The 12,064-nt window shown below is 73.3% G+C and carries 10 protein-coding genes; 3 read left to right on the plus strand and 7 right to left on the minus strand.

Annotation, left to right across the window (positions count from 1 at the left end):
- The first annotated feature begins 260 nt into the window (after positions 1-260).
- Together ACGFN2_RS11660 and ACGFN2_RS11665 are read left to right on the plus strand one after the other, a co-directional pair.
- Positions 261-1,289, plus strand: a complete 1,029-nt coding sequence (locus ACGFN2_RS11660) for an ATP-binding cassette domain-containing protein (protein ID WP_362607676.1) — start codon at positions 261-263, stop codon at positions 1,287-1,289.
- Positions 1,286-2,116 (plus strand): ABC transporter permease, encoded by an 831-nt coding sequence (locus ACGFN2_RS11665; RefSeq protein WP_362607674.1) that lies wholly within the window; start codon positions 1,286-1,288, stop codon positions 2,114-2,116. Before ACGFN2_RS11660 ends, ACGFN2_RS11665 begins: the two co-directional genes overlap by 4 nt.
- 51 nt (positions 2,117-2,167) lie before the next feature.
- Here the strand turns inward: ACGFN2_RS11665 and ACGFN2_RS11670 are convergent, their stop codons facing one another.
- Complete coding sequence (locus tag ACGFN2_RS11670) at positions 2,168-5,587, minus strand: BTAD domain-containing putative transcriptional regulator (protein WP_393359468.1); 3,420 nt, start codon at positions 5,585-5,587, stop codon at positions 2,168-2,170.
- 170 nt (positions 5,588-5,757) lie between these two features.
- Between ACGFN2_RS11670 and ACGFN2_RS11675 the strand changes: the two genes are divergently transcribed.
- Positions 5,758-6,564, plus strand: coding sequence for a site-2 protease family protein (locus tag ACGFN2_RS11675; protein ID WP_362607670.1), 807 nt, complete (start codon positions 5,758-5,760; stop codon positions 6,562-6,564).
- A gap of 99 nt (positions 6,565-6,663) precedes the next feature.
- Here the strand turns inward: ACGFN2_RS11675 and ACGFN2_RS11680 are convergent, their stop codons facing one another.
- From ACGFN2_RS11680 to ACGFN2_RS11705, 6 genes are all read right to left on the minus strand, one after another.
- Positions 6,664-6,873 carry a hypothetical protein gene (locus ACGFN2_RS11680; protein WP_362607668.1) on the minus strand — a complete coding sequence of 70 codons (210 nt, stop codon included), beginning with the start codon at positions 6,871-6,873 and terminating at the stop codon, positions 6,664-6,666.
- 85 nt (positions 6,874-6,958) lie between these two features.
- Positions 6,959-7,690: an NADPH-dependent F420 reductase gene (npdG, locus tag ACGFN2_RS11685; RefSeq protein ID WP_393359471.1), complete on the minus strand. Its 732-nt coding sequence runs from the start codon at positions 7,688-7,690 to the stop codon at positions 6,959-6,961.
- A 36-nt stretch (positions 7,691-7,726) separates the two neighbouring features.
- A complete protein-coding gene (locus ACGFN2_RS11690; RefSeq protein WP_362607664.1) occupies positions 7,727-8,575 on the minus strand; it encodes a carbohydrate ABC transporter permease in 849 nt (282 codons plus the stop codon).
- Positions 8,572-9,546: a carbohydrate ABC transporter permease gene (locus tag ACGFN2_RS11695; RefSeq protein ID WP_393359473.1), complete on the minus strand. Its 975-nt coding sequence runs from the start codon at positions 9,544-9,546 to the stop codon at positions 8,572-8,574. The genes ACGFN2_RS11690 and ACGFN2_RS11695 overlap by 4 nt, the downstream gene beginning before the upstream one ends.
- Positions 9,543-10,871, minus strand: a complete 1,329-nt coding sequence (locus ACGFN2_RS11700) for an ABC transporter substrate-binding protein (RefSeq protein ID WP_393359475.1) — start codon at positions 10,869-10,871, stop codon at positions 9,543-9,545. Before ACGFN2_RS11700 ends, ACGFN2_RS11695 begins: the two co-directional genes overlap by 4 nt.
- A gap of 420 nt (positions 10,872-11,291) precedes the next feature.
- Complete coding sequence (locus ACGFN2_RS11705) at positions 11,292-11,963, minus strand: FadR/GntR family transcriptional regulator (protein WP_393359477.1); 672 nt, start codon at positions 11,961-11,963, stop codon at positions 11,292-11,294.
- Positions 11,964-12,064 lie beyond the last annotated feature (101 nt).

Consider the following 12,064-nt stretch of genomic DNA (forward strand, 5'->3'; position numbering starts at 1 on the left):
GGGGGGGGGGGGCGGGGCCGGAGCGGGTGGGGTGTGCCGGACGTAAAGCGAAGCAGTCCGGCACACCCCACCCGCGCAGGCCCGTCACCGCACCCCGACAGCCCCGCGCAGCGGACCCGCCCGCCGCAGGCGCAACGGCGCGGCCACCCGCAAACATCACCCGCACCCACGCCCCGCGCAGCGGACCCGAAGCAAGCCCAGGCCGACGGCTGTCGGCGGCTTGTAGGCAGGTTGTCGGCAGCCCCTGGCAGGGTATTGGTATGACGCGACAGACGATATCCACCCCCGGCGGCAACGCCGTTGAGGTGCGCGGTCTGGTCAAGCACTTCGGGGCGGTCAAGGCCGTCGACGGAGTGGACCTGGACGTGAAGGAAGGCACCGTGCTCGGGGTGCTCGGCCCCAACGGTGCGGGCAAGACGACGCTCGTACGGTGCCTGTCCACCCTCCTGACGCCGGACGCGGGGCAGGCCGTGGTGGCCGGCTACGACGTGGTGCGCCAGCCTCGCGCGCTGCGCCGCACCATCGGCCTGACCGGGCAGTACGCCTCGGTCGACGAGAAGCTCTCCGGCTGGGAGAACCTCTACATGATCGGGCGGCTGCTCGATCTGTCCCGCAGGGACGCCCGGCGGCGCGCGGACGAGATGCTGGAGCGGTTCTCGCTGACCGAGGCCGCCAAGCGGCCCGCCGCCAAGTACTCCGGCGGGATGCGCCGCCGGCTCGACCTCGCCGCCTCGATGATCGGCCGGCCGGCGGTGCTCTTCCTGGACGAGCCGACCACCGGCCTGGACCCCCGTACGCGCAACGAGGTGTGGGCGGAGGTCAAGCGGATGGTGCGGGACGGCGCGACGGTGCTGCTGACCACCCAGTACATGGAAGAGGCCGAGCAGTTGGCGAACGAGCTGACGGTGGTCGACCGCGGCCGGGTGATCGCCGAGGGCCGGGTCGACGAGCTGAAGGCCAAGGTCGGCGGACGGACGCTGCAGATCCAGCCGTCGGACGGGAGCGAGCTGGACCGGATGGTCGCCGCCATCGAGCAGGCCGGGCTGGACGGCATCGCGGGGGCCACCGCCGACCACCACGGGGGCGTGGTCAACGTACCGATCGTCAGCGACGAGCAGTTGACCGAGGTGGTCGGCCTGCTCGGCGGGCAGGGCTTCCCGCTCGCCGGGATCAGCACCCATCTGCCCAGCCTGGACGAGGTGTTCCTGGCCATCACGGGCCAGAAGACCTCCCGGGCCGACGTATCCGAGGACGACATGGACCAGCAGTACGCGGAGGTACCGGCATGAGCGCCGCGACGATGACGGCGCCGGCCGTCAAGCCCGGCGCGGACGAGGGCCGGATCGGGCTGCGCGCCAATCTGCGGCACATCGGCGCGCTGGCGCGCCGCAACGCCCTGCAGATCAAGCAGGACCCGGAGTCGATGTTCGACGTCCTGCTGATGCCGGTCATCTTCATCCTGCTGTTCACCTATGTCTTCGGCGGCGCGATCGCCGGCAAGGGCAACCAGCACGAGTACATCCAGCGCCTGGTGCCCGGCATGATCGCGATGATGGCCATGAACATCGCCATGGCGGTGGGCACGGGCGTCAACGAGGACTTCCGCAAGGGGGTGATGGACCGCTTCCGTACGATGCCCATCGCCCGGTCCTCGGTCCTGATCGCCAAGATCGTCGTCGAGATCGGGCGGATGCTGATCGCCACCGCGATCCTGCTCGGCATGGGCTTCCTGCTCGGGCTGGAGATCCGCGGCAGCCTGCTGGAGTTCCTCGGCGCGATCGCGCTGGCCACGGTCTTCGGTGCGGCCCTGATGTGGATCTTCATCCTGCTGGGGCTCGCGGTGAAGACCCCGCAAGCGGTCCAGGGCATGGCGATGCTGGTGCTGATGCCGCTCCAGTTCGCCTCGTCGATCTTCGCGCCGACGACGTCGATGCCGGGCTGGCTGGAGGGCTTCACCAATGTCAACCCGGTGTCCAACCTGGCGGACGCGGCCCGCGCGCTGATCAACGGCCAGGGCGCGGTGGCGCATCCGACGCTGGTCACGCTCGGCTGGGCGGTCGCCATCACGGCCGTGACGATGCCGCTCGCGGTGGCGAAGTTCCGCAAGAAGACCTGACGCGCGTCCCGCGGGGGGCCTCCCCGCGGGACGGCCTTCGCCCGGCTCGCGTCAGATGAGGGCGGTGGCCTCTCCGAGCGAGAGGCCACCGCCTTCGGCGTGCGCACGGGCATAGGAGGCGTCGTCCAGCAGCACCCGCACCGCCTCCTCCGTACGGGCCCGGTCCCTGCGCACGAGCCGCGGCGGCACCTGGTCCGCCGTCCGCAGCGCGTCGTAGGCACCCACCAGGCGCGCCGCGTCCCGGCCCGCCTCCGTGCCGCGCAGCGACAGCAGCATCCGCGCGCCGGTGAGGAGTTGCACCACCGGAAGGGCCGGCGCGACCGTCTGTGCCAGGGAGTCCTGCATCAGCTCCATGGCCCACCGGAACCTGGGCAGCAGCCCCTCCCGGTGCCCCTCGTCCACATCCAGCGAGATCAGCAGGGCCTCCAGCATCCCGGCGAACAGGTCCGGGGACCGCGGTGCGAACAGCGTCCGGACCAGCTGCAGTTCCGCCCGCGCCTCCCGGAGCCGCCCGGTGGCCGTCAGCCACATCGCGAGGGTCAGCCGCGCGAACGGCTCGGTGTCCCGCCCGCTGTTGCCCTTCGCGGCATCGGTCAGCACCTCGCGCAGCAGCCGCTCACCGGCCTCCTCCTGGCCGTCCTCGATCAGCACCGCGCCCAGCCGGCAGCGCAGCAGCATGATCTGGCCCTGCGCCCCCAGGTCCTCGGCGTGCACCATCGCCGCCCGGTAGTCGTCCGCGGCCGGCCCGTACGCGCCGCGCTTCTCGTGGTTCTCGCCGCGCCCGGCCAGCGCCTCGGCCGCGCCCCAGGCGTCGCCGAGCCGGCGGAAGAGCCGCAGCGCCTCGTCGGCGTCGCCGGCCGCCTGGGTCATCCCGCCGGGACGGTCGTTGAAGAACTTGGAGCGCAGCTGGAGGACGTAGGCCAGCTCCCATTCGTAGCCGAAGTCGCGGCAGGCCCGCACCGCGCCGTCGACCAGCGCCATCAGCTCGTCGAACCGCCCGGTGATCAGCACCGCGTAGTGCCACATCACGCCGGGCACCTTGCAGGTCTGCGGCATGCCGGCGCGGTAGGCGGTGAGCATCCCGGCCAGCTCCTCCCGCATCTCCGGCTCGTGCAGCGCCTCCAGGTCGCTGTCCCGGCTGGAGAGCGCGACCAGCCGGACCTCGCGGCGGGCCTCCAGCAACTGTTCGGGAGACAGCGGAGGCGGCGTGTCGATGGGGCGTTCGTGCAGGTCGGGAGCGGGTTCGGCGGGACGGGCGAAGGGGTTGGGGCCGAGGGCGGAGGCGGCGGTGGCCCAGTGCCGGGCGTCGCTGCGGTGGTCCCGCAGCGACCAGAACCACTGGAGGGACAGCACCAGGCACAGCGCCTCGTGCTCGTCCCGGGCGGCGAGGGCGCGGCGCAGCGCGGTGCGCAGATTGTCGTGCTCCAGCTCCAGCCGCTCCATACCGGCGCGCTGGCCCGCTCCGCGCAGCAACGGGTCGGTGGTACGGGCCAGTTCGCGGTAGGCGACGAGGTGGCGGCGCTCGGTGGCGGACCGCTCCCCCGCCTCGTCCAGCCGCTCGGCGGCGTACTCCGCCACGGTCTCCAGCAGCCGGTAGCGCATCTGCCCGGCGGCCCGGACGCCACCGCGCTCCGCACCGGCCGGGGCGGCCACCACCAGCGACTTGTCGATCAGCGAGCCGAGCAGCACGGCCACTTCGCGTGCGTCGACGCCGTCGCCCGCGCAGACCTCTTCAGCGGCGGCCAGATCGCAGCCCCCGGCGAAGACGGACAGCCGCCGCAGCACGGCGCGTTCGGGCTCGTCGGTCAGTTCCCAGGACCAGTCCACGACGGCGCGCAGCGTCTGCTGCCGGGGCAGCAGGGTCCGGCTGCCGCTGGTCAGCAGCCGGAACCGGTCGTCGAGGCGGTCGGCCAGCTGCCGCGGCGAGAGCAACCGCAGCCGGGCGGCGGCGAGTTCGATGGCCAGCGGCAGCCCGTCCAGCCGGCGGCAGATCTCGGTGCAGGCCGCCGCGGTCTCCTCGTCGGCGTCGGCCCGGAAGCCGGGCCGGGCGGCGGCGCCGCGGTCGGCGAGCAGCCGCAGCGCGACGGGTCCGGGCAGCGGCTCGACCGGTCGCAGCACCTCGCCCGGTACGGCCAGCGGCTCCCGGCTGGTGGCCAGCACCGTCACCCCGGGGCAGTCGGCCAGCAGCCGCTCGGCGAGCGCGGCGGCAGCGTCGATCACATGCTCACAGTTGTCGAGGACGAGCAGCATCCGGCGGCCCGCGCAGTGCTCGGCGAGCCGGGCGAGCGGGTCCAGGGCGGTCGGGTCGGCGGCGGCGCGCAGCCCCTCGGCGGCGGTGCCGCGGACCACGGTCTCGCGGGCGCCGAGCGCGGTCAGCACCGCCTCGGGCACCGTCAGCGGATCGTCCACCGGCGCGAGTTCGGCCAGCCAGACGCCGTGCGGCCAGGTGTCCGGCAGCGCGTCCGCGGTGGTCTCGGCCCCCTCCTGCGCCAGCCGGGTCTTCCCGGCACCGCCGGGGCCCAGCAGGGTCACCAGCCGGTGCCCGGCCAGGTCGGCCCGGAGCGCGGTCAGATCGGCGTCCCGCCCCACGAAGGAGGTGAGCCGGGCCCGCAGATTGCCGGGGCGGGGGTGGGAGGCGGGGCCGGTCCCGTTGCCGGGGGCGGTGGCGTACGGCGTGCCGTCGGCGGTGGCGTACGGCGCGGGGGCCGGGGTGCCCGGCAGCGGGGACGGCGGCGGGTCCGTCGGCGCGGACGGCGGGCGGAGGAGTTCCGCGTGCAGGGTGCGCAGCTCCGGGCCGGGGTCGGCGCCGAGGCGTTCGGCGAGGCCGGTACGTATCTCCTCGTAGGCGGCCAGGGCCTCCGCCGTGCGGCCGGCGGCGCGCAATGCGTGCAGCCGCAGGGCCTGGAGGGGCTCGTCGAGGGGGTGCTCCTCGCACAGTGCGAGGAGGGTGGGCAGCGCCTGCGCGGCCCGGCCGAGGGCGAGATCGGCGGCGAGACGGGTGCACTGGGCGTCCAGCCGGCGGCGTTCGGCACGGGCCGCCTCGGCGCCCGGGTCCGGGAGGTCGGCGAGGGCCGGGCCGCGCCAGAGCGCCAGGGCGTCATCGAGCAGTGCGGCGGCACCGGAGGGGTCAGCGTCGGCCAGCGCGCGGGCGCCCTCCGCCGCGAGCCGCTCGAAGCGGTGCAGATCGACGGCGTCGGGCTCGGCGCACAGCCGGTAGCCGCCGTCCACCGAGGCGATGGCGGTGTGCCCCAGCGCGCGGCGCAGCCGGCCGACCAGTGCCTGGAGCGCGCCCGCCGCGTCGGCGGGCGGCTGCGCCTCCCAGACGTCGCCGATCAGCAGCTCCGGGGAGAGCGCCCGGCCGGGGCGCAGCGCGAGGGCGGCGAGCAGCGCGCGCAGACGTGCGCCGCCGAGGGCGACGGGGGTGCCGTCGGCCCGCCTGGCCTGGGTGGTGCCGAGAATTCCGTAATGCACCGGCCCATTGTCGTGCACGGCGGAATCGGGCAGGTATCGCGTTGCCTTCCGGGGCACGGGCTCGGGAGGAGGGGTCCCGCGGACGAGCCGGTTCCGCGGGGGCCGTGCACCGCGCGCCCTGCTGCGGTTACGGTCATGGCAGCCCCTCACCAGACCCCGGGAGCCACACCATGACCACAGCGATCCGGCGCGCCGACCGTCGCGTCAGCCCGGTCTTCCTCGCGCTCGTCGCCGTCATGGCGGTGTCGGGATGGGCCGTGTGGAGCGGGACGCTCGCGGACCGCACGGGCGTCGCGGTGTTCTTCTTCGTGGTGTCCGGCTGGGTGGTCTCGCTGTGTCTGCACGAGTACGCCCACGCCCGCACGGCGCTGCACAGCGGCGACATCTCGGTGGAGGCGAAGGGCTATCTGACGCTGAACCCGCTGAAGTACACCCATGCGCTGCTGAGCATCGTGCTGCCGGTGATCTTCGTGATCATGGGCGGGATCGGGCTGCCGGGCGGCGCGGTGTTCATCGAGCGCGGCCGCATCCGGGGGCGCTGGCGGCACAGCCTGATCTCGGCGGCCGGGCCGCTGACGAACATCCTGTTCGCTGCGGTGTGCACGGCGCCGTTCTGGCTGCACGCGCTGTCCGGCGTGCCCGCGGTGTTCCGCTACGCGCTGGCCTTCCTGGCCCTGCTCCAGGTGACCGCGGCGATCCTGAACTTCCTGCCGGTGCCGGGGCTGGACGGCTACGGCGTGATCGAGCCGTGGCTGTCGCGGAAGCTGCGGCGGCAGGTGGAGCCGTTCGCGCCGTTCGGGCTGCTGGCGGTCTTCGTCTTCCTGTGGGTCCCGGAGGTCAACCGGGTGTTCTTCGACGTGGTCGACGCGGTCCTGCGCGGTCTGGGCGTCCCCGGCCTGGAGACCTACCTCGGCCAGGAGTACTTCCGCTTCTGGCAGGGCGAGCCGCAGCTCCCGCAGACCGGCGGCCTGTTCTGACGGCGGGGCGGCGGGGCTGACGGCGGGGCGGCGGCGCGCCCGCTCCCGCGGCCGGGTGGCGGCTTCGCCGGGCCCGGCCGGGGCCCCGGCGGCCCGGTGTCAGCCGGCTGCCCGGGCCTGCTCGGCCTTCGCCTTGCGTACGTAGAACCACGCCATGTTGCTGGAGATGCCCGCCAGCAGAATCCAGACGACGCCGACGAAGCTGCCCTCCACGAAGGCGACGACGGCCGCGGCGACGGAGAGGACGCACACGGCGAGAGCCATCAGGGCGAGTCGCCGGGCCGGGCCGGACGGGGGCAAGAGGGACATGCGGTCGGCTCCTGTCGGGAGTGGTCGGACCTCCCCAGTGTCCCCCATGCCCGCGCTTGGCCCGCCCCCGGCCCGGCCCCGTCCCTCAGACGTCCGTGACCCGCAGGCCCGCGTGCGCCTTGTAGCGGCGGTTGACCGAGATCAGGTTGGCGACCAGCGACTCGACCTGGTGGGCGTTGCGCAGCCGGCCCGCGAAGACGCCGCGCATCCCGGGGATACGGGCGGCCAGCGCCTGTACGACATCGGTGTCGGCGCGGGACTCCCCGAGCACCATCACATCGGTGTCGATCTGCTCGGTCTCCGGGTCCTGGAGCAGCACCGCGGACAGGTGGTGGAAGGCGGCGGTGACCCGGGCCCCGGGCAGCAGGGCGGCGGCCTGCTCGGCGGCGCTGCCCTCCTCCGGCTTCAGCGCGTAGGCGCCCTTCTTGTCGAAGCCGAGCGGGTTGACGCAGTCGACGACGAGCTTGCCGTCCAGTTCGCCGGCGAGCGCCTGCAGGGTCTTGGCGTGGCCTTCCCAGGGCACCGCGACGATCACGATGTCGCTGCGCCGGGCGCACTCGGCGTTCTCCGCGCCCTCGATGCCCAGGCCGAGTTCACCGGCGGCGGTCTGCGCGCGTTCGGCGGCCCGGGAGCCGATGATCACCTTCTGGCCGGCCCTGGCCAGCCGGTAGGCCAGGCCGCGGCCCTGGTCACCGGTGCCGCCGAGGACACCGACCACCAGCCCGGAGACGTCCGGGAGGTCCCAGGGATCGCGCTGGAGGGCGGCCTTCGCACGGGTCGCGGCGTTCGGGGACCGGGAAGCGTCAGGAGTAGTCATGACAGTGATGGTGTCACGCCCCGCCGCCGCCGCTCCTCAGGCCTTCACACTGCCCTCGGTCAGCCCCGTACGCCAGTACCGCTGGAGCACCGTCATCAGCACCATCAGCGGCACCACGGACAGGAACGCGCCGCCCACCGTGTACTGGTAGAGCACCGGTTGGCGGTCGGCGTAGCCGGTCCAGGAGGTCAGGCCCAGCTGGACCGGATAGAGGGCGGAGTCCGAGAGCATCACCAGCGGCAGGAAGTAGTTGTTCCAGATGTGCACGAACTGGAAGAGGAAGACGGTGACCAGCGCCGGGGTCATCAGCCGCAGCCCGAGCCCGCCGAAGATCCTCGCCTCGCCCGCGCCGTCGATCCGGGCCGCCTCCAGCAGCGAGTCGGGGACCGCGGCGGCCGCGTAGATCCGGCAGAGGTAGACGCCGAACGGGCTGACCATGCTGGGGATCAGCACCGCCCCGTAGGTGTCGGCCAGGCCCATCGCGCTGAAGAGGAAGTAGAGCGGCAGGGCCAGTGCCGTGCCGGGGATCAGCACGCCGGCGAGCACCACGCCGAAGAGCGCCTCCCGGCCCCGGAACGGGAATTTCGCCAGCGCGTAGCCGGCCGCGGCGGACAGCAGGGTGGCGCAGACCGCGCCGGTCCCGGCATAGAGGAGGGAGTTGGCGAACCAGCGGGCGTAGATGCCGTGGTCGTAGGTGAGGACGTCGGTGAGGTGGCCGACGGGGTCCGGGTGGTCGGAGAACCAGAAGCCGAAGGTGCCGAAGAGGTCGGCGCTGTTCTTGGTGGCGGAGACGGCCAGCCAGTAGACGGGCACCAGGAAGTAGAGCGCGGCGACGGTCAGCAGCGAGGCGGTGATGATCCGGTGACGGACCGGGGGCCGGGTCATCCGCGTTCCTTCGCGCGCGGGCCGGCCATCCGCAGGAAGCCGAACGACAGGACGCACGCCACCAGCGCGAGCAGCACCGCCTCGGCCGCCGCCGCATGCGGGTCGTTGCCGACGAACGCCTGGCTGTAGGCGTGCAGGTTGGGGGTGTAGCCGGAGTCGATGGAGGAGGCCAGCGGGCGCAGCACCATGGGTTCGGCGAACAGCTGGAGGGTGCCGATGATGCTGAAGACGCCGGTGAGCACCAGCGCCGGACGGATCAGCGGGATCTTGAGGTACCGGGCGACCTGCCAGGCGTTCGCCCCGTCGATCCGGGCCGCCTCGTACAGCTCCCCCGGTACGGACTTGAGCTGGGCGATCAGCACCAGCATGTTGTAGCCGGTGAACTGCCAGGTCACGATGTTGGCGAGGGACCACAGGACGGTGCCGCGGGAGAGGAAGTCGAGGTCCCAGCCCACGGATTCGGCGATCTTCACCAGCGGGCTGATGCCCGGTACGTAGAGGAAGCCCCAGAGGATCGAGGCGATCACGCCGGGCACGCCGTACGGCAGGAAGAAGGCGCTGCGGAAGAAGGGGACGGCGCGGGCGCTCGCGCTCTCCAGCAGCAGGGCCAGGGCGGTGGCGAGCACGATCATCAGCGGGATCTGGACGGCGCCGAAGAGCAGCACCCGCCCGAAGCCGGCCAGGAACCGGTCGTCGGAGAGCGCCTGGGCGTAGTGGGCAAGGCCGGCGAAGATCTCGCGCTCCCGGCCGCCGAGGCCGAGCGGGCCGGTCCGTTCGGTGGTGAACAGGCTCTGGTGGAGGGCGTAGCCGATCGGGGCGAGGAAGCAGAGACCGAAGAGGGCGAAGAACGGCAGCACGAAGACGGCCGCGGCACGGGCGTTGCGGGCCCCGGTGCGGGAGGCGCGGCGCCGGGCCCGGCAGGCCGGACGCGCGGTGAGCGGTTCTGGCCGGCTCAGGGTGTCCCGGCTCACCCGCCGCTCTCCACCTTCAGGCCCTTGCCCTTGAGGTCGGCGAGGGTCTGGCCCTGCACCTTGGTCAGCACCGAGCGGAAGGAGCCGCCGTCGGCGAGCGCTTCGGTGAAGGCGTCGCCGAGCCGCTGGTAGAGGGTGTCCACGCCGGGCCCCCACCGCCAGCTGGTGTCGACCCGCGCACCGGCGTCCGCGAAGACCCTGCTGTACGCCTGGCCGCCGAAGAAGTCCTTGTCGACGTCGAGGTCGGTAGTGGCGTAGCCCTTCCTGGCGCTGGGGAAGCCGTAGCCGCCGTCGATCAGCAGCGCGACCGACTCCGGGTCGGTGTTGAGCCAGACCGCGAACTCCAGGGCGTCCTTGGGGTAGCGGGCCTTGGCGAAGACGGCCGTGGTCGAGCCGCCCCAGTTGGCGAAGGCCCGCTCGCCCGCCTTCCACTGCGGCAGCGGCGCGGCCCGCCACTTGCCCTTGGTGCCCGGGGCGTTGCCGGCGAGCAGGGCGTCGCCCCAACTGGCGCCCAGCCAGGCGGGGATGGCGCCGGTCTGCAGGTCCCGGTACCAGGCGTTCTGCCGGTCCGGGATGGTCTTGACGAGCTTCCGCCGGACCAGGGACTCCCAGTAGTCGGCGACCCTGCGGGTGGGTTCGTCGTCGAGGTGCACGACCCAGGTGTCGCCGTGCGTGGCGTACCACTTGGCGCCGGCCTGCCAGGCAAGGCCGGCGAAGCGGTTGCCGTTGGTGGGCGCGAAGGTCTCGATCCAGGCGCCCTTCCTGCGGACGGCCCTGGCGGCGGTCTCGTACTCGTCCCAGGTCCGCGGCACCGCCACGTCCCACTTGTCGAAGAGGTCCCGGCGGAGGAACAGGCCCATGGGCCCGGAGGCCTGCGGGATGGCGTAGACGCTCGTGCCGAAGACGGACTGCTGCCACTGCCAGCCGATGAACTTGTCCTTGTGGCGGGCGGCGCCGAGCGGGGCGAGGTCCAGCAGCCCGTTGTCGAGGAGGAAGCCGGGGAGGACCGGGAATTCGATCTGGCCGAGGTCGGGCGGGTTGCCGGCCTTGATGGCGGCGTGCATCTTCGCGTACTGCTGGCCGTTGACGGCCGACACCTTCTCGACCTCGACCTGGACGTCCGGGTGCTTGCGGTTCCACAGGGCGACGGGCTTGTCGATGCCCGGCACCCAGGACCAGAAGGTCAGGCTGATCCGTTGCCCCTTCCTGCGCTCCTGGGGTGCCCGGCCGTCGTCACCGTCGCCGCAGCCGGCGAGCGCGAAGCCGGCGGCGAGGGCGGCCGCCCCGCCCAGGACCGTTCTGCGGTGCATGGCGTTGCTGGTCATGTCGGCTCCTCCACGGGGTGCGGCGGAAGGTGAGCGCCGGGCGCGCGCCGGTGCCGCCGGGTGCGCGGGGCGGTCCGGCGCGGTCGCGGGCGGGGTGGGCGAGGGCGCCGGAGTGCAGTGCGCGGCGGGCGCGGGCGGTGTCCGCGGGCCGTACGGGGGCGGGGGCGGCGGAGTGGCCCGGCGGGCAGTACGGCACGCAGCTCTCGTACGCCATGGGTCACCCCCAACGGGCAAGGACGTAGGATGTCCCTTGTCCTGCGGCGACCATAGGGAGTGCCCAACAGGCCGTCAAGATGCCCCACATGGCGCCTTTTCGGCCCGGCGACGGCCTCACCGACACCGGGTGACATCCCGGTGAACGGGCGCGCCCGCGCCCGCACCGGTGCCGTGCCGGCGCACCGCCACCGCCCCCCGGTCAGCTCACTGCTCTGCCAGCCGGCGCCGGATGGAGTCGAAGTGCCGGTGCATCGCCTCGACGGCCCGGTCACCGTCGCCCGCCTCCAACGCGTCCACGATCTCCTGGTGCTGACGGTGCGTCACCACCGGGTCGGGCCGGTCGTCGGAGAGGTCCTCCCGCACCCGGCGCAGCGCCGCCCAGAACGCGTCCAGCACCTCGCTCAGCAGGTGGTTGCCCAGTGAGCGGTAGAGGGCGAGGTGGAAGGCCCGGTCGGTGGCGCTCTGCACCTGCCCGCCGCGCGCCTCCTCCGCCATCCGCTGCACCAGCCCCTTGAGGACGGTGAGGTCCTCGGCCGGCAGCGTGCGGGCCACGGTGCCGATCAGGCCCGCCTCCAGCGCCTCGCGGACCTCCATCAGCTCGTACAGACTCGACTCGCCCTGGCGGTGGCGGACCGCGGCCCGGAAGGCGACACCCTCGACGAACGGCTCCAGGGTGAGCGGGCCGACGTAGGTGCCGAAGCCGTGCCGGATCTCCACGATCCGCATGGCCTGGAGCGCCTTGAGCGCCTCGCGCACCGAGTTGCGGCTGACGTCGAGCAGGCCGACCAGTTCGGCCTCGGTGGGCAGCGGATCACCCGGCGTCAGCCGGCCCTGCAGGATCAACTGCTTGATCCGGTCCTGCACATCCTCGGACATCGTCCCTCGCGCCATGGAATTCCCTCTCCCGCTCCCGCGCCGGCCGGACCGACGCGCCCTCCGCCACCTGCCCCGCCGTACCCGCTGATCCTTGACCGCCC

The sequence above is a fragment of the Streptomyces sp. NPDC048612 genome, from assembly GCF_043199295.1.
Taxonomy (GTDB): domain Bacteria; phylum Actinomycetota; class Actinomycetes; order Streptomycetales; family Streptomycetaceae; genus Streptomyces.

What these genes read in the sequence shown, in the direction of transcription:
- ACGFN2_RS11680 (WP_362607668.1), bottom strand. Translation starts at nt 6,873, where the DNA reads ATGTCCCTCTTGCCCCCGTCCGGCCCGGCCCGGCGACTCGCCCTGATG.
- ACGFN2_RS11690 (WP_362607664.1), bottom strand. Translation starts at nt 8,575, where the DNA reads ATGACCCGGCCCCCGGTCCGTCACCGGATCATCACCGCCTCGCTGCTG.
- ACGFN2_RS11700 (WP_393359475.1), bottom strand. Translation starts at nt 10,871, where the DNA reads ATGACCAGCAACGCCATGCACCGCAGAACGGTCCTGGGCGGGGCGGCC.
- npdG (WP_393359471.1), bottom strand. Translation starts at nt 7,690, where the DNA reads ATGACTACTCCTGACGCTTCCCGGTCCCCGAACGCCGCGACCCGTGCG.
- ACGFN2_RS11665 (WP_362607674.1), top strand. Translation starts at nt 1,286, where the DNA reads ATGAGCGCCGCGACGATGACGGCGCCGGCCGTCAAGCCCGGCGCGGAC.
- ACGFN2_RS11675 (WP_362607670.1), top strand. Translation starts at nt 5,758, where the DNA reads ATGACCACAGCGATCCGGCGCGCCGACCGTCGCGTCAGCCCGGTCTTC.
- ACGFN2_RS11705 (WP_393359477.1), bottom strand. Translation starts at nt 11,963, where the DNA reads ATGTCCGAGGATGTGCAGGACCGGATCAAGCAGTTGATCCTGCAGGGC.
- ACGFN2_RS11660 (WP_362607676.1), top strand. Translation starts at nt 261, where the DNA reads ATGACGCGACAGACGATATCCACCCCCGGCGGCAACGCCGTTGAGGTG.